The following is a 16,414-nucleotide window of genomic DNA, read 5'->3' on the forward strand; positions in this document are numbered from 1 at the left end:
GGTCATGGAAATGATCAACACCCGCGACATCCCCGGCTTCTACCTGAACACCACCAAACAGGCCCTGGAGATCCAGGCCGAAGTCGGCAGCGCCAACCTGTTCCTGCAGTACGACATCTATCACATGCAGATCATGGAAGGTGACCTGGCGCGCACCATGGAAGCCAACCTGAAGTTGATCAACCACATTCAGCTGGCCGACAACCCCGGCCGCAACGAACCTGGCACCGGCGAGATCAACTACCGCTTCCTGTTCGAACACCTGGACCGCATCGGCTACCAGGGCTGGGTGGGCGCGGAGTACAAGCCACTGACCACCACCGAGGCGGGCCTGGGCTGGCTGAAGACCCACAACGCGATCTGAGAATGCTCTCGAAGGGGCAGCCCCGGCTGGCTTCCATATTCCCAGCGTCGCCTGCTCCACCGAGATTCAACAAATACAACGAGGTAATCTCTCATGGCTAAAATCGGTTTCATCGGCACCGGCATCATGGGCAAGCCCATGGCCCAGAACCTGCAAAAAGCAGGTCATAGCCTCTTCGTTTCCACCCACCACGATGCCGCTCCGGCCGACCTGATCGCCGCAGGCGCCGTCGCCCTGGCCAACCCGAAGGAAGTGGCCCAGGAAGCCGAGTTCATCATCGTCATGGTCCCCGACACCCCACAGGTCGAAGCCGTCCTGTTCGGTGAAAACGGCGTGGCCGAAGGCGTTGGCCCGAACAAGATCGTGATCGACATGAGCTCGATCTCGCCCACCGCCACCAAGGTCTTCGCCGAGAAGATCAAGGCCACCGGCGCCGCCTACCTGGACGCCCCGGTCTCCGGCGGTGAAGTCGGCGCCAAGGCCGGCACCCTGAGCATCATGGTCGGCGGCTGCCCGAACGCCTTCGAACGCGCCCTGCCGCTGTTCGAGGCCATGGGCAAGAACATCACCCGCGTCGGCGGCAATGGCGACGGCCAGACCGCCAAGGTGGCCAACCAGATCATCGTCGCCCTGAACATCCAGGCCGTCGGCGAGGCCCTGCTGTTCGCCGCCAAGAACGGCGCCGACCCGGCCAAGGTCCGCGAAGCGCTGATGGGCGGCTTCGCCTCCTCGAAGATCCTCGAAGTGCATGCCGAGCGCATGATCAAGGGCACCTTCGACCCGGGCTTTCGCATCAACCTGCACCAGAAGGACCTGAACCTGGCCCTGCAAGGCGCCAAGGAACTGGGCATCAACCTGCCCAACACCTCCAACGCCCAGCAAGTGTTCAGCACCTGCGTCGCCCTCGGCGGCGGCAACTGGGACCACTCGGCGCTGATCAAAGGCCTGGAGCACATGGCCAACTTCTCGATTCGCGGGGAGTAAGCGGCAAGCTTCAAGCGGTAAGCTGCAAGTAGAAGCCGATCAGCTTTTTCTTGCAGCTTGCCGCTTGAAGCTTGCAGCTGCTACTTCCACCCCTCCAAACGCATGGTCGCCCGAACGAGGCGCTGTTCTTCTTGCTCGATCTCGCGCAAGTTGTCGCGGACGCTGTTGATATGCTCCCGCGCCGCTCGCTGGGCCTGTTCGGGCAACTGCTCCATCACCGCATGGTAGAGCCGTGAGTGCTGGCGATCGATCTGTCGCTTCTGCGCGGGCCGACAGTAGAGATTATTGACCGAGGCGAAAACGGTACTCAGCATCAAATCGCTGAGTGATTGCAGGGTATGCACCAAGACCGGGTTGTGCGACGCCTCGCTGATCGCCCGGTGGAAGGCATGGTCGCGCCGGGCGTGCTCTTGCGGGTCATGTGAGTAGGGATGCTCCTGGGCATCGACCATCTCGTCGTAGCGTCGCTTGATCAGCACCCGGTCGACATCGGTGGCACGCAACGCGGCCAGCCTCGCCGACTCCGCCTCCAGGAGCGCCCGCACCTCCAGCAAATCGAACAAGGTGCGTGGCTGCGAGCTGAACAGATGCATCAGCGGCGTCGCATTCCCTGTTCGGCTCAAGTCTGCGACGAACGAGCCTCGCCCTTGCTCGGTCTCAACGATACCCCTCCCACGCAGCACCCGCAGGCCTTCGCGCAACGCCGAGCGGGAGCAGCCCAGTTTCTCCACCAGGCGCCGCTCGGAAGGCAATGCCTGGCCTACCTTGAGCACACCATCGACGATCAGCTTTTCGATGCGCTCGGCCACCTGGTCGGCGACTTGCGTCTTGCTTTGCTTGCGTGAATCAACGGTGTCCATCGCCACCTCTCAACTGGTCGGACCAGCTTCTTGTTATCGTGCGCTTCGGGGACGAGTTTCACGCAAAAAACCTGATGCTACTACCCACATTCGCCCCTCACGCCAAAAAAGTGGTCCGACCAGTTCACCCGCTCATCGACTCACAGGCTCGGAACGCGCAGCCTACGCTCGACGTCGGCCCGGTGGGCCAGCTTCGGGTGGACCAGGCCCCAAGCGCGCCGGCTGCCGCCAAGAACAACAAAAATACAAGTGAGCCTTATGAACATTCTCTACGACGAGCGCGTCGATGGCGCACTGCCTCGAGTCGACAAGGCCGCCCTGCTCTCGGCACTACGCCAGGCCCTGCCTGACCTGGAGATTCTCCATAGCCAGGAAGACCTGCGCCCTTACGAATGCGATGGCCTCAGCGCCTACCGCGTGGTGCCCCTGCTGGTGGTGCTGCCCGAGCGCCTGGAGCAGGTGCAGGCCCTGCTGAAGATCTGCCATGCCCGCCAGGTGCCGGTGGTGGCCCGCGGCGCCGGTACCGGGCTGTCCGGCGGCGCCCTGCCGCTGGAGCAAGGCATCCTGCTGGTGATGGCGCGCTTCAACCGCATCATCGAGATCAACCCCGAAGGCCGCTTCGCCCGCGTCCAGCCAGGGGTGCGCAACCTGGCGATTTCCCAGGCCGCGGCCCCCCACGGCCTGTACTACGCCCCCGACCCATCCTCGCAGATCGCCTGCTCGATCGGCGGCAATGTCGCCGAGAACGCCGGCGGCGTGCACTGCCTGAAGTACGGCCTGACCGTGCACAACCTGCTCAAGGTCGAGATCCTCACCGTCGAGGGCGACTACATGACCCTGGGCAGCGACGCCCTGGACGCACCCGGCTTCGACTTGCTGGCACTGTTCACCGGCTCCGAAGGCATGCTCGGCATCGTCACCGAGGTGACCGTCAAGCTGCTGCCCAAGCCCCAGGTCGCGCGGGTGCTGCTGGCCAGCTTCGACTCGGTGGAAAAGGCCGGGCGCGCGGTAGGCGACATCATCGCCGCCGGCATCATCCCCGGGGGCCTGGAGATGATGGACAACCTGTCGATCCGCGCCGCCGAAGACTTCATCCACGCCGGCTACCCGGTGGATGCCGCCGCCATCCTGCTGTGCGAGCTCGACGGCGTGGAAGCCGACGTACAGGACGACTGCGTGCAGGTCGAGGCGGTGCTCAAGGCCGCCGGCGCCACCGACGTGCGCCTGGCCTGCGACGAGGCCGAGCGGGCACGCTTCTGGGTCGGGCGCAAGAACGCCTTCCCCGCCGTGGGGCGAATCTCCCCGGACTACTACTGCATGGACGGCACCATCCCTCGCCGCGCACTCCCCGGGGTGCTCAACGGCATCGCCGAGCTGTCGCACGAATATGGGCTACGCGTGGCCAACGTGTTCCATGCCGGCGACGGCAACATGCACCCGCTGATCCTCTTCGATGCCAACCAACCTGGCGAGCTGGAGCGCGCCGAAGCCCTGGGCGGCAAGATCCTCGAACTGTGCGTGGCGGTCGGCGGCAGCATCACCGGCGAACACGGCGTGGGGCGCGAGAAGATCAACCAGATGTGCGCGCAGTTCAACAGCGACGAGCTGACCCTGTTCCACGCGGTCAAGCATGCCTTCGACCCGCAAGGCCTGCTCAACCCCGGCAAGAACATCCCCACCCTGCACCGCTGCGCCGAGTTCGGCTCGATGCACGTGCACCACGGCAAGCTGCCGTTCCCTGAACTGGAGCGTTTCTGATGCGACACGATCACGACGCCAGCGCCGCCCTGCTGGAGCAGGTCAACCAGGCGCTCAACGAACGCACGCCGTTGCGCATCCAGGGCAGCAACAGCAAAGCCATGCTCGGCCGACCGGTGAGCGGCGACGTGCTCGACACCCGCAGCCACCGCGGCATCGTCAGCTACGACCCGACCGAGCTGGTGCTGACCGCACGGGCCGGCACGCCGCTGCTGGACATCGAGGCCGCGCTGGATGCCGCCGGGCAGATGCTGCCCTTCGAGCCGCCGCACCTGGGCCGCGAGGCCACGTTGGGCGGGATGGTCGCCGCCGGGCTGTCCGGCCCGCGCCGCCCGTGGGCCGGCTCGGTTCGCGACTACGTGCTCGGCACCCGCGTCATCACCGGCCACGGCAAGCTGCTGCGCTTCGGCGGCGAGGTCATGAAGAACGTCGCCGGCTACGACCTGTCGCGCCTGATGGTCGGCAGCTTCGGCTGCCTGGGGCTGCTGACCGAGGTTTCGCTGAAAGTGCTGCCCAAGCCGCGCAAGTGCCAGAGCCTGCGCCTGGAGATGGACGTGCACCAGGCCCTGGGCGAGCTGGCCGAATGGGGCCAGCAACCGATTCCGATCAGCGCGGCCTGCCACGATGGCAAAGCCCTGTACCTGCGCCTGGAAGGCGGCGAAGGCTCGGTAGCCTCGGCGGTCGAACGCTTGGGTGGCGAGGCCCTCGATGGCCGCTACTGGGCTGACCTGCGCGAGCAGCGCCTGGACTTTTTCGAAGCGCCCGAGCCACTGTGGCGCCTTTCGCTGCCGCACAACAGCCCACCGCTCGAACTGCCGGGCCGGCAACTGCTGGACTGGGGCGGCGCGCAGCGCTGGCTGAAGTCCGACGCGCCGCCTGTGCTGATTCGCCAGGCCGTGGCCCGCCTGGGCGGCCACGCGACCCTCCACCAACCAGACCCGGCCCCTTTCCACCCACTGGCCGAACCGCTGCTGCGCTACCACCGCAACCTCAAGCAGCAACTCGACCCCCAGGGCATCTTCAACCCGGGCCGTCTGTACGCCGAAATCTGAGAGCGCGCCATGCAAACCAACCTGAGCGAACAAGCCAAAAGCCTTCCCCGCGCCGAGAAAGCCGAGCGGATCCTGCGCTCGTGCGTGCACTGCGGGTTCTGCACCGCCACCTGTCCCACTTACCAGTTGCTGGGCGACGAGCTGGACGGCCCGCGTGGGCGCATCTACCTGATCAAGCAGGTGCTCGAAGGCCAGGAGGTCACTGCCAAGACCCAGACCCACCTGGACCGTTGCCTGACCTGCCGCAACTGCGAAACCACCTGCCCCTCCGGCGTGCAGTACCACGACCTGCTGGACATCGGCCGTGCCGTGGTCGAGGCACGAGTACCGCGTTCGTTCGGCGAGCGCCTGCTTCGCGAAGGCCTGCGCACGGTGGTGCCTCGGCCGGCCGTGTTCAAAGCCCTGACTCGCACCGCAAAGGCCTTCCGCCCGCTGCTGCCGCAGACACTGCAAGCCAAGCTGCCGCGCCATCCGCACCCGGCCAAGCCGCGTCCCCGGGTGCTGCATGCCCGTCGTGTGCTGATGCTCGAAGGCTGCGTGCAACCGTCCCTGTCCCCCAACACCAATGCCGCCGCCGCCCGCGTGCTCGATCGCCTGGGCATCTCGGTGACGCCAGCCCGCGAGGCCGGTTGCTGCGGCGCGGTAGACTATCACCTCAATGCCCAGGACAAGGGCCTGGAACGCGCCCGCCGCAACATCGACGCCTGGTGGCCGGCCATCGAGGCCGGTGCCGAGGCCATCGTGCAAACCGCCAGCGGCTGCGGCGCCTTCGTGCGCGACTACGGCCACCTGCTCGAGCATGACCCGACCTACGCCGCCAAGGCCACACGGGTCAGTGCCCTGGCCCGCGACCTGGTCGAGGTGCTGCGCGCCGAGCCGCTGGAGCGCCTGGGCATCCACGGCGACCGGCGCCTGGCCTTCCATTGCCCATGCACCCTGCAACATGCGCAGAAACTCGGTGGCGCCGTGGAAGACGTGCTCGAACGCCTGGGCTTCAGCCTGACCCAGGTGCCCGACAGCCACCTGTGCTGCGGCTCGGCCGGCACCTACTCGCTGACCCAGCCCGAGCTGTCACGGCAATTGCGCGACAACAAGCTCAACGCCCTGGAAAGCGGCAACCCGGAAGTCATCGTCACCGCCAACATCGGCTGCCAGACCCACCTCGACGGCGCCGGACGCACGCCTGTGCGCCATTGGATCGAGCTGGTGGAAGAAGCACTCGTCTAGGAGAACGCCATGCAACGCAAAGCTGTACTCGAGCAGGCCGACGTCGCCCGCATCCTCGCCGCTGCCCACGAAGAGGCGCAGCGCAACCAATGGGCGGTGTGCATCGCCGTGGTCGATGACGGCGGCCACCTGCTGGCCCTCCAGCGCCTCGACGGCTGCGCGCCCATCGCGGCCTACATCGCCACCGAGAAGGCCCGTAGCGCGGCCCTCGGCCGGCGTGACACCAAAGGCTATGAAGAGATGGTCAACGGCGGGCGCACAGCGTTCGTCAGCGCGCCGCTGCTGACCTCGCTCGAAGGCGGCCTGCCGCTGCGGGTGGACGGCCAGGTGGTCGCCGCCGTGGGGGTTTCCGGCGTCAAGGCCGAGCAGGACGCCCAAGTGGCCGCAGCCGGTATCGCCGCGCTCTGAGCGCGGCTTCAAGAACAGATGGACCCAGTGATAGGAGAGACGAGCATGACCGAACGCGTGCCTTGCCAGCGTTTGCAGGTGGCGGAGAACTTCAAGCGTTTCATCGAGGATGAGGTGCTCCCCGGGACCGAGGTCGCAGCGGAGCGTTTCTGGAAGGGCCTCGATGCCCTGGTGCACGACCTGGCCCCGCGCAACCGCGCCCTGCTGGCCGAACGCGACCGCCTGCAGGCCGAACTGGATACCTGGCACCGAGCGCATCCTGGGCCGGTGACCGACATGGACGCCTACCAGCACTTTCTCACCCGCATCGGCTACCTGCTGCCGCAACCTGAAACGGTCAAGGTCGGCACCGAGCACGTCGACAGCGAGATCGCCGTGCAGGCGGGGCCGCAACTGGTGGTGCCGGTGATGAACGCGCGCTATGCCCTCAATGCCGCCAACGCCCGCTGGGGCTCGCTGTACGACGCCCTGTACGGCACCGACGCGATCGCCGAAGACGACGGTGCGGCCAAAGGCCCCGACTACAACCCGGTACGCGGTGCGCGGGTGATCGCCTTCGCCCGCGCCTTCCTCGACCAGGCCTTCCCGCTGCAGGGCGCCTCCCACGTCGAGGCCAGTGCCTACCAGGTGGTGGCCGGCCAGTTGCAGGTCTCGCTGAAAAACGGTGAGGCGACCGGCCTGGCCCAACCGGGTCAGTTCGTCGGCCACCAGGGCGAAGCCTCGTCGCCAGCCGCCGTACTGCTCGTGCACCACGACCTGCACGTGGAAATCCAGATCGACCCGACCAGCCCCATCGGCAGCACCGACGCCGCCGGGATCAAGGACCTGCTGCTGGAGTCGGCGCTGACCACCATCATGGACTGCGAAGACTCGGTGGCCGCGGTCGATGCCGACGACAAGGTGGCCGTCTACCGCAACTGGCTGGGCCTGATGAAGGGCGACCTGGCCGAGCGCGTGCGCAAGGGTGGCCAGACCTTCACCCGCACCCTGAACCCCGACCGCACCTACCACGGCCGCGATGGCGCGCCACTGACCCTGCCGGGGCGCTCGCTGCTGTTCGTGCGCAACGTCGGCCACTTGATGAGCACCCCGACCATTCTCGACGAGCAAGGTCAGGAGATTCCCGAAGGCATCCTCGATGCGGTGGTCACCAGCCTGGCCGCCCTCCACGACCTGCGCCGGCGCGGCAACTCGCGCAACGGCAGCGTCTACATCGTCAAGCCGAAGATGCACGGCCCGGCCGAAGTCGCCTTTGCCGATACGTTGTTCGGCCGTGTCGAAGACCTGCTCGGCCTGGCCCGCCACACCCTGAAGATGGGCATCATGGACGAGGAACGGCGCACCAGCGTCAACCTCAAGGCGTGCATCGCCGAGGCGGCCAGCCGCGTGGTGTTCATCAACACCGGGTTCCTCGACCGCACGGGCGACGAGATGCACTCGGCCATGGAAGCCAGCGCCATGCTGCGCAAGGGCGACATGAAGTCCACCCCGTGGATCCAGGCCTACGAACGCAACAACGTGCTGGTGGGGCTGGACTGCGGCCTGCGCGGCCGTGCACAGATCGGCAAGGGCATGTGGGCCATGCCGGACCTGATGGCGGCCATGCTCGAACAGAAGATCGCCCACCCCAAGGCCGGCGCCACTACCGCCTGGGTGCCCTCGCCCACCGCCGCCACCCTGCATGCCCTGCACTACCACCAGGTAGACGTGCGCCAGGTGCAGCGGGAGCTCGAACGCATCGACCTGCACAGCCAGCGCGAAAGCCTGCTGCGTGACCTGCTCAGCGTGCCGGTCAGCCCCACGCGCGACTGGAGCACCGCCGAGATCCAGGCGGAACTGGACAATAACTGCCAGGGCATCCTCGGCTACGTGGTGCGCTGGGTCGAACAGGGGGTCGGTTGCTCCAAGGTGCCGGACATCCACGACGTCGGCCTGATGGAAGACCGCGCCACCCTGCGCATCTCCGCCCAGCACATCGCCAACTGGCTGCACCACGGCGTGGTCAGCGCCGACCAGGTTCGCGCGACGCTGGAGCGCATGGCGCGGGTGGTCGACGAGCAGAATGCCGGCGACCCCGCGTACCGGCCGATGGCATCGGATTTCGAGAGCTCGTATGCCTTCCGCGCAGCCAGCGACCTGGTGTTCAAGGGGCGTGAGCAGCCCAGCGGGTATACCGAGCCGCTGCTGCATGCCTGGCGGCTGCGTTTCAAGCAGGCGCGCTGAATCTGTACCGGGCTGCCTTGCAGCCCATCGCCGGCAAGCCGGCTCTCAGGGCCAAGTCGATCACCAATGGTGTGACTTGCAAGGCCCTGTGGGAGCGGGCGTGCCCACGAACAGGCCCGAACAGACACCACCTGACCACTGACCCACCCGGAGACCTCATCCCCGTCGACACGCCCCCCCCCTGACAAGCTACCAACAATAAGAAGAGGCTTTTGACATGCAAACCTGGCAACAGATGTACACCCCGCTCGGCAGCCTAGGCCTGTCGGCGCTGGTCGCGCTGATCCCGATCATCTTTTTCTTCGTCGCCCTCGCCGTCTTTCGCATGAAAGGCTACCTGGCCGGCACCCTCACCCTGGTGCTGTCGATCCTCGTCGCCACCCTGGCCTACGGCATGCCCCTGGACATGGCCTTCGCCGCCGCCGGCTACGGCTTCGCCTACGGCCTGTGGCCGATCGCCTGGATCATCGTCGCGGCGGTGTTCCTCTACAAGCTCACGGTCAAGAGCGGCCAGTTCGAGGTGATCCGCAGTTCGGTACTGTCGATCACCGACGACCAGCGCCTGCAGGTGCTGCTGATCGGCTTCTCCTTCGGCGCCTTCCTCGAAGGCGCGGCAGGTTTCGGTGCGCCTGTGGCAATCACCGGCGCCCTGCTCGTGGGCCTGGGCTTCAACCCGCTGTATGCCGCCGGCCTGTGCCTGATCGCCAACACCGCCCCGGTGGCCTTCGGTGCCCTGGGCGTGCCGATCATCGTCGCCGGGCAGGTGACCGGCATCGACGCCTTCAAGATCGGCGCCATGGCCGGGCGCCAGTTGCCTCTGTTGTCGGTCATCGTGCCGTTCTGGCTGGTGGCGATCATGGATGGCTGGCGCGGCGTCAAGGAGACCTGGCCCGCCGCCCTGGTGGCCGGTAGCAGTTTCGCCATCACCCAGTACCTGACCTCCAACTACATCGGCCCGGAGTTGCCGGACATCACGTCGGCGCTGGTCAGCATCGTGTCGCTGACGCTGTTCCTCAAGGTCTGGCAACCGACCCGCGCTGCGGATTGCGAGGTCGTCGGCATGTCTGGCGGCGCCGCCGTGATGGGCGGCTTCTCCGGCGCTCGCAGCGCCACGCCCTCGCCCTACGCCTTCGGGCAGATCCTCAAGGCCTGGTCGCCGTTCCTAATCCTCACCGTGCTGGTGACCATCTGGACGCTCAAGCCGTTCAAGGCCCTGTTCGCTCCGGGCGGAGCGCTGGAGCAACTGGTACTGGTGCTCGCCATCCCGCATCTGGACCAGTTGGTGATGAAGGCCGCGCCCATCGTCGCCGAGCCCACTCCCATGGCGGCGGTGTACAAGTTCGACCTGGTGTCGGCGGGCGGTAGCGCGATCCTGCTGTCGGCGCTGTTGTCGATGTTCGTCCTGCGCATCGACTGGAAGACAGGCCTTGCCAGCTTCAAGGAGACCCTGGTCGAACTGAAGCTGCCGATCCTGTCCATCGGCATGGTGCTGGCCTTCGCCTTCGTCACCAACTACTCGGGCATGTCCACCACCCTGGCGCTGGTGCTGGCCGGTACTGGCGCGGCGTTCCCGTTCTTCTCGCCGTTCCTCGGCTGGCTGGGCGTGTTCCTGACTGGCTCCGACACCTCGTCCAACGCGCTGTTCGGCTCGCTGCAGGCCACCACCGCGCACCAGATCGGCGTCAGCGACACCCTGCTGGTGGCTGCCAATACCAGTGGCGGCGTGACCGGCAAGATGATCTCGCCACAGTCGATCGCCGTGGCCTGCGCCGCCACCAGCATCGTTGGCAAGGAGTCGGACCTGTTCCGCTTTACCCTCAAGCACAGCCTGATCTTCGCCGCCATCATCGGTTTGATCACGTTGTCGCAGGCGTATGTGTTCACCGGTATGTTGGTGCATTGATACCCATTGGGCGCAGGGAGAGAGCAGCGGGCTGCTCTCTCCCTGCTGCCAGCGCACCTTCACCTGGCCGCTTGATGAACGCTTGTCCCTTTATGGGGACATGGGCGGCAAAACATCGCGATTAGGATTGCCTTCGATTTCAGTGGTCTCTGCCCACAAACACAAGAACATCGGAGAGCATTCAGCATGCACTGCCCATCGGTCGAGCCACGACGCTCGCTTTATTTCGATTACCAGGTCTATCCCGCCTTTACCGCGGCCGTGGGTGCCGTCTCCCGCCATCGTGAGGCGGTCGTGGTGGTCGGCGCCGGCCCCATTGGCCTGACGGCGGCATTGGAGCTTGCGCGATATGGCATCCCCAGCGTGGTGCTGGAGGCCGAGCAGCAGGTCAGCGAGGGCAGCCGTGCCATCGTCTTCACGCGTCGTTCGCTGGAGATCCTGCAGCAGGTGGGTGTCGCTGATCGAGTCACCCAGGCCGGGCTTGCCTGGCGCTTCGGCAATTCGTTCTACCGCAACCAGCTGGTGTACCGCATGGAAGCGCCCCACGATGACGACGACCGCTTCCCGCCCATGACCAACCTGCAGCAGCCATGCCTGGAGCATGAACTGGTGCAGGCCGCCCAGGCCAACCCGCTGATCGAGCTGCGCTGGGGCAACAAGGTTGTCGAGGTACGCCAGCACGATGATCACGCATGCCTGGAGGTGGATACGCCAGCCGGCCTGTACTCACTGGAAAGCAGCTGGGTCATCGCGGCCGACGGTGCACGCTCGGCCCTGCGTAGCCTCCTTGGCCTGAAACTGGAAGGGGCAGCCTATGAAGGCCGCTTCGTGATTGCCGATATCCGTATCAAGATCGACCTGCCCACCGAACGGCTGGCCTACTTCGACCCACCCTGGAACCCGGGGAACACGGTATTGATGCACCGTGAGCCGGACGATATCTGGCGTATCGACTACCAGTTGCCGGCTGACGAAACGCCCGAGCAGGCGCTGTCGCCCGAGTCGTTGCGCGCGCGTATCGACGCGCAGCTGGCCTTGGTGGGTGTGCAGGATCGTCGTTGGGCGTTGGACTGGAGCTCGGTGTATTCGGCACGTGCGTTGACACTGCCCGAGTACATCCAAGGGCGGGTTGTGTTCGCGGGAGATGCCGCCCACTTGCTGCCGATTTTCGGCGTGCGCGGGGCGAATACCGGGTTTCAGGACGTCAGCGACCTGTGCTGGAAACTGGCCTTGCAGATCAAAGGCCTGGCTGGCCCTGAACTGTTGCCCTCCTATAGCCATGAACGGGTGGGCGCGGCTCGCGAGATCATCCAGGAGGCGGGAAAGAGCACACGCTTCATGACACCACCCAGCACGGGGCAGCGCTTGCTGCGCGATGCGGTGCTGTCCTTGTCGCTGAGCCAGGCGTTCGTTCGGCCGCTGTACCACTGGCGCACCTCCAGGCCGCATGACTATTGCGACTCGCCGCTCAATTGCCGGGACGACGATGACCACCTGTTCACCCAGGGGCCACGGGTAGGCGCTACGCTGCTGAACCTGCGCCTGGGCGACGACGACTTCCTCTTCGATCACCTTGGGGCGGCGTTTCATCTGCTCTGGTTCAGCGATGCCGCAGAACTGCCACAGGACGTTCAGGCCCAGGTTTCGAGCTTGCAGGCGCAAGGAGTACCGCTTCGGGTGATCGCCGTGGGTGCCCAGGTCAAGGGCGCGGACTTGTCCCTGGATGATCGCAGTGGCCGCCTGCGCCAACGCTATGGGGCACCGCTGGGCGGTGCCTACCTGGCCCGTCCGGACCAACACGTATGCGCGCGTTGGCAAACCCTGAGCGCAGCTGCGCTGGTGGCCGGCATCCATAGCGCCCTGGGCAATCACTGAGGAGAGCATCATGTCGACCCTGACCATCGCCGATCTGGAAACCCTCTACGACCACCTGGCCGACAGCCTGGACCGCACGCCCGAAGGCAAGCGGGAGCTGATGTTGGTCAAACTGGCCCTGCTGGCGGCCGAAGCGCTGGGCGATGCCGAGCGTTTCGCCCAACTGGTCGAGATCGCCTCGCGCGATCTTTAGCTGGCCTGTCCCCGTCGCCCGGCGCCCGCCGGGCAATGGACTTCCCAATAATAACAATCAGGTGGTCCCCATGACCCACGCTGTCGCCGAGGCCGCGCCTGCCTGCGCATCCAGTGACTATCACCGTGTCGGGCGCAAAGTTGCCCGTCGGTTGATCCCCTTCTTGTTCCTGTGCTTCGTGCTGTCGTTCCTGGACCGGATCAACATCGGCTTCGCCGGCCTGACGATGATGGCCGACCTGCAGTTGAGCAGTACCCAGTTCGGCCTCGCCACGACGCTGTTCTATGTCGCTTATATCGCCTGCGGTATCCCCAGTAACCTGGCCTTGGCCCGTATTGGCGCCCGACGCTGGATCGGTTGCTTGATGATTGCCTGGGGGCTGGCCTCGACCGCGACGTTGTTCGCCACTGGCCCACTGTCCCTGTACCTGCTGCGGATCGTGGTGGGCATTACCGAAGCCGGATTCCTGCCCGGCGTGCTGCTGTACCTCACCCTGTGGTTCCCGAGCGCCTACCGCGCCAGGGCCAATGCGCTGTTCATGATCGCCATGCCGTTCACGGCGGGTTTCAGCTCGGCATTGTCGGGGCTGATCCTCGGGCTCGACGGCACCTGGGGTTTGAAAGGATGGCAATGGCTGTTCCTGCTCGAGGGGTTGCCCTCGGTGCTGGTCGGGTTCGTGGTGTTCCGTTACCTGGATGACAGCCCGCGCCAGGCCAACTGGCTCGATGCCAAGGAGCAAGCATTGCTGCTCGCTGCGCTGGACGCCGAGCGCAAGGGCCCCGGCAAGCCGGCAGCAGCGCCACGCAGCGTGCTGATGGAGCTGGCCTCGCCGCGCATCCTGTTGTTCGGCATGGTGTATTTCTGCCTGGTCAACACGCTGGCGATGATTGCGGTATGGACACCCTTGATCGTCAAGAGCTTCAACAGTACCGGGAGCCACCAGGCGATCGGCCTGCTTGCCGCCGTCCCCCAGGTCGTGACCATCGTCTCGATGGTCGTCTGGGGACTGCATTCGGATCGCACCGCCGAACGCCGCTGGCATTTGGTGCTGCCCATGTTGCTGGCGGCGATCGGCTGGTTGCTGGCGCTGCCCGGCGGTGGCGCGACGCTGCAGTTGACCGGTGTATGCCTGGCCGCGGCCGGCTCCTACACGGCTATGTCGATTTTCTGGACCACGCCCGACCAGTGCTTGAGCATCGAAGCCCGGGCGCTGGGCATTGCCCTGATCAATGCCCTCGGCAACCTGGGCTCGGCCCTGAACCCACTGCTGGTGGGCTGGCTCAAGGACCTGACCCAAGGCTTCACGGCCGGGTTCATCTACGCAGGCGTGCTCATGCTGGTCGGGGCGCTGTTGGCCTTGTGTCTGCCGCTGTCGGCTAACCGAACCGCCGCCTGATAGACTGGCGTACAGTGCTCGAAGTCGACGCCCTAGTGAGGAAACGGATATGCAATTCTGGCCGCTGCGCACGATCGAGCCGGAGCGCTGCCTGAACATCGGGCAGGCAGCCGCCTTGCTGGGCCGGGTTGGAGAGAACCATCGGCGGCAACTGGCCGGCGACCTGCTGCAGTTGATTGGCAGCGGCATTCCCCTGGCGCAGTGCACGGTGTTCGCCTACGCGCCACGCCGCAACCCCCAGGTGTTCACCTTCGCCGACCGGGCCCGCGAAGTGTCGCTGTTGCAGATTTCCAGCCGTTATGCCGAGCGCTTCTACAGCCAGGACGGCAACCAGCACGCCATGGCCTGCAGCAATGGCGGCGAGCGAATCGTGGTGCAGCGCCAACGTATCGACGACATCGGCCATGCTGAATACCGGCGCATCTGCTACGAGCAACCGAAGATCGCCGAGCGGCTCGCACTGCTGGCCAGCTGTGACAAGGGGCGCTGGCTGTCGGTGAACTTCTACCGAGGGCGTGAACACGGCAGCTTTTCTGCCCAGGAGCTGGACTTCATGGAGGCCTCGGCGCCGCTGTTGATGCAGATCGTGCGGATGCATTACCTGGCTTACCTGCAAGCCAATGAACTGCCGCTGTTGCTGACCGAGCGGCTGGCTGGCCTGTATCCGGAGTTGACGTTGCGTGACCGGGAGCTGCTGCGCTTGCTGCTGAGCGGTATCGACAACGATGAAATCGCTGTGAGCCTGGGGGTACGCCCTTCCAGTGCGGCCACCTATATCAAGCGTCTTTATCGCAAGCTGGGCACCAGTGGGTTGCGGGAGCTGATTGGGTTGGCGACTCAGGCAGGGCGTTGGCGGTGATGCTTTGCGGGTCCAAAGGGTGAGGTAGTGGGAGCGGTTTTGAGTTTAAAAGAGTTCGACCGGCAAACTCACAATCAACCGGTTCTCAGTAAAATCGCTTACCCCAAAATCCCGCCCCACCTCAGCGTTGACCCAACGAACGCTGAGCCCCTGAAGGCTGCGAAACTGAAAGGTATACGTCAGCCCCACATCACGCGCCCACTCCCGCCCGTTGGAGGTCTCGGCGCTATGGATATGGTCGCCGTGGGCGTAGCGTACCAACAGCGTCAACCCCGGTATGCCCAGCGCGGCGAAGTTGTAGTCGTAACGCAGTTGCCAGGACCGCTCGTTGGCGTACACGAAGGTGTTGGCGAACATGTCGTTGGCCAAGGTGCTGCCCAGCGAGCGGTCGATCGTGACCCAACCGTCCTCCCCGTACATTCGCTGCCACCCCATGTAGAACCGGTGACCACCATGGGCGGCAGACAGCAGCAGTGAAGCCGCCTGGTTGTCCAGCGCGCCTGCCAGCGAACGGCCTGTGTCGCGGGTGTCGAACGCTCCCAGCACACCGCCGACCGTCCAACCGCCAACCGGTTGATAGTGCGTGAGGCTGTAGTAGTTCTGCCGGTAGACGTTGTCCAGCTCCGCCGTCCACAACCCTAGCGCCGAATCCTTGCCCAGGCGGTACTCGCCGCCGGCGTAGGTGAATCGGTCAGAGGTCGCGGTTGCAACGGTACGGCCGCCGACCGAGGGGTAAAGGTCTTCGCTGTCTGCGGCACTGCGCGGGCTGAAGGCGTGGATCTGGCCGACATGCAGGACAAGGCGATCGATCTCCCTGGAGGTCAGCATGGCGCCTTGAAAGGTCTGCGGCAGCAACCGACCGTCATTGAAGCGCAGGATGGGCACGTCTGGCATCAGTTCCCCCAAGCGCAGTTCGGTGCGCGACAAGCGCACCTTGGCGGTCAGCCCCAAACGGCCATAGCTGGCCGGCGCACGGCCATCGTCATGGTCATAGGGCAGCAGTTCGGTGCCAGTGCGGTCCGGGCTGCTGTCCAGTTTGACGCCCACCAGGCCCAGGACATCCAGGCCCACGCCCACAGCGCCCGGGGTGTAGCCGGAAGTGCCTTTGATGATGAAGCCCTGGGCCCACTCCTGGCGCTGGCTTTGCACCGCACCGGTGTCACTGTAGTCGCGGTCGAAGTAGTAATTGCGCAGCAATACCGTGGCCTTGCTGTCATCGATCAAGCCTGCATCCGCCATGGCGGACCAGGCAGACGTGCACAACAGAGCCGCCCGGGTAATCGGGTTGTTCAAGGCAAACATGACGAATTCC

The 16,414-nt window shown here is 65.5% G+C and carries 14 protein-coding genes; 12 read left to right on the plus strand and 2 right to left on the minus strand.

All coding sequences use genetic code 11. The features are described 5' to 3' along the window. Both WCE05_RS10140 and WCE05_RS10145 read left to right on the plus strand, forming a co-directional pair. On the plus strand, nucleotides 1-364 hold a 364-nt coding region (locus WCE05_RS10140), incomplete at its 5' end, for a hydroxypyruvate isomerase family protein (RefSeq protein ID WP_368815841.1). A gap of 93 nt (nucleotides 365-457) precedes the next feature. Further along, complete coding sequence (locus WCE05_RS10145; protein ID WP_368815842.1) at nucleotides 458-1,348, plus strand: 2-hydroxy-3-oxopropionate reductase; 891 nt, start codon at nucleotides 458-460, stop codon at nucleotides 1,346-1,348. 80 nt (nucleotides 1,349-1,428) lie between these two features. On the opposite strand, the gene glcC is transcribed toward WCE05_RS10145, so the two are convergent. Further along, complete coding sequence (gene glcC, locus WCE05_RS10150; protein WP_225789236.1) at nucleotides 1,429-2,208, minus strand: transcriptional regulator GlcC; 780 nt, start codon at nucleotides 2,206-2,208, stop codon at nucleotides 1,429-1,431. Nucleotides 2,209-2,466: 258 nt separating this feature from the next. Between glcC and glcD the strand changes: the two genes are divergently transcribed. From glcD to WCE05_RS10200, 10 genes are all read left to right on the plus strand, one after another. Then, the gene (gene glcD / locus WCE05_RS10155; RefSeq protein WP_368815843.1) at nucleotides 2,467-3,966 is read left to right on the plus strand and encodes a glycolate oxidase subunit GlcD; all 1,500 of its coding nucleotides are present in this window, start codon (nucleotides 2,467-2,469) and stop codon (nucleotides 3,964-3,966) included. Then, on the plus strand, nucleotides 3,966-5,018 hold the full coding sequence (glcE, locus tag WCE05_RS10160; protein WP_368815844.1) for a glycolate oxidase subunit GlcE: 1,053 nt from the start codon (nucleotides 3,966-3,968) through the stop codon (nucleotides 5,016-5,018). The genes glcD and glcE overlap by 1 nt, the downstream gene beginning before the upstream one ends. 9 nt (nucleotides 5,019-5,027) lie before the next feature. Then, a complete protein-coding gene (glcF, locus tag WCE05_RS10165; RefSeq protein ID WP_368815845.1) occupies nucleotides 5,028-6,245 on the plus strand; it encodes a glycolate oxidase subunit GlcF in 1,218 nt (405 codons plus the stop codon). Between the two features lie 9 nt (nucleotides 6,246-6,254). Next, nucleotides 6,255-6,653, plus strand: a complete 399-nt coding sequence (locus WCE05_RS10170; RefSeq protein ID WP_225789232.1) for a heme-binding protein — start codon at nucleotides 6,255-6,257, stop codon at nucleotides 6,651-6,653. A 45-nt stretch (nucleotides 6,654-6,698) separates the two neighbouring features. After that, nucleotides 6,699-8,876 (plus strand): malate synthase G, encoded by a 2,178-nt coding sequence (locus WCE05_RS10175; RefSeq protein WP_368815846.1) that lies wholly within the window; start codon nucleotides 6,699-6,701, stop codon nucleotides 8,874-8,876. A gap of 217 nt (nucleotides 8,877-9,093) precedes the next feature. Then, nucleotides 9,094-10,779, plus strand: a complete 1,686-nt coding sequence (locus tag WCE05_RS10180) for a lactate permease LctP family transporter (RefSeq protein WP_368815847.1) — start codon at nucleotides 9,094-9,096, stop codon at nucleotides 10,777-10,779. A 186-nt stretch (nucleotides 10,780-10,965) separates the two neighbouring features. Beyond that, nucleotides 10,966-12,654, plus strand: a complete 1,689-nt coding sequence (locus WCE05_RS10185) for an FAD-dependent monooxygenase (RefSeq protein WP_368815848.1) — start codon at nucleotides 10,966-10,968, stop codon at nucleotides 12,652-12,654. 10 nt (nucleotides 12,655-12,664) lie between these two features. Beyond that, on the plus strand, nucleotides 12,665-12,847 hold the full coding sequence (locus WCE05_RS10190; RefSeq protein WP_225789228.1) for a DUF2783 domain-containing protein: 183 nt from the start codon (nucleotides 12,665-12,667) through the stop codon (nucleotides 12,845-12,847). Nucleotides 12,848-12,917: 70 nt separating this feature from the next. Beyond that, nucleotides 12,918-14,243, plus strand: coding sequence for an MFS transporter (locus WCE05_RS10195; protein WP_368815849.1), 1,326 nt, complete (start codon nucleotides 12,918-12,920; stop codon nucleotides 14,241-14,243). 49 nt (nucleotides 14,244-14,292) lie between these two features. Beyond that, on the plus strand, nucleotides 14,293-15,102 hold the full coding sequence (locus WCE05_RS10200; protein WP_225789226.1) for a LuxR C-terminal-related transcriptional regulator: 810 nt from the start codon (nucleotides 14,293-14,295) through the stop codon (nucleotides 15,100-15,102). Between the two features lie 45 nt (nucleotides 15,103-15,147). Here WCE05_RS10200 and WCE05_RS10205 read toward each other — a convergent pair whose 3' ends face one another. Continuing rightward, the gene (locus WCE05_RS10205) at nucleotides 15,148-16,404 is read right to left on the minus strand and encodes an OprD family porin (protein WP_368815850.1); all 1,257 of its coding nucleotides are present in this window, start codon (nucleotides 16,402-16,404) and stop codon (nucleotides 15,148-15,150) included. Nucleotides 16,405-16,414 lie beyond the last annotated feature (10 nt).

Source organism: Pseudomonas sp. I2 (assembly GCF_040984075.1).
Lineage (GTDB): Bacteria > Pseudomonadota > Gammaproteobacteria > Pseudomonadales > Pseudomonadaceae > Aquipseudomonas > Aquipseudomonas guariconensis_B.

Coding starts and splice junctions, on each gene's coding strand:
- WCE05_RS10145 (WP_368815842.1), top strand. CDS start 458: ATGGCTAAAATCGGTTTCATCGGCACCGGCATCATGGGCAAGCCCATG.
- glcC (WP_225789236.1), bottom strand. CDS start 2,208: ATGGACACCGTTGATTCACGCAAGCAAAGCAAGACGCAAGTCGCCGAC.
- glcD (WP_368815843.1), top strand. CDS start 2,467: ATGAACATTCTCTACGACGAGCGCGTCGATGGCGCACTGCCTCGAGTC.
- glcE (WP_368815844.1), top strand. CDS start 3,966: ATGCGACACGATCACGACGCCAGCGCCGCCCTGCTGGAGCAGGTCAAC.
- glcF (WP_368815845.1), top strand. CDS start 5,028: ATGCAAACCAACCTGAGCGAACAAGCCAAAAGCCTTCCCCGCGCCGAG.
- WCE05_RS10170 (WP_225789232.1), top strand. CDS start 6,255: ATGCAACGCAAAGCTGTACTCGAGCAGGCCGACGTCGCCCGCATCCTC.
- WCE05_RS10175 (WP_368815846.1), top strand. CDS start 6,699: ATGACCGAACGCGTGCCTTGCCAGCGTTTGCAGGTGGCGGAGAACTTC.
- WCE05_RS10180 (WP_368815847.1), top strand. CDS start 9,094: ATGCAAACCTGGCAACAGATGTACACCCCGCTCGGCAGCCTAGGCCTG.
- WCE05_RS10185 (WP_368815848.1), top strand. CDS start 10,966: ATGCACTGCCCATCGGTCGAGCCACGACGCTCGCTTTATTTCGATTAC.
- WCE05_RS10190 (WP_225789228.1), top strand. CDS start 12,665: ATGTCGACCCTGACCATCGCCGATCTGGAAACCCTCTACGACCACCTG.
- WCE05_RS10195 (WP_368815849.1), top strand. CDS start 12,918: ATGACCCACGCTGTCGCCGAGGCCGCGCCTGCCTGCGCATCCAGTGAC.
- WCE05_RS10200 (WP_225789226.1), top strand. CDS start 14,293: ATGCAATTCTGGCCGCTGCGCACGATCGAGCCGGAGCGCTGCCTGAAC.
- WCE05_RS10205 (WP_368815850.1), bottom strand. CDS start 16,404: ATGTTTGCCTTGAACAACCCGATTACCCGGGCGGCTCTGTTGTGCACG.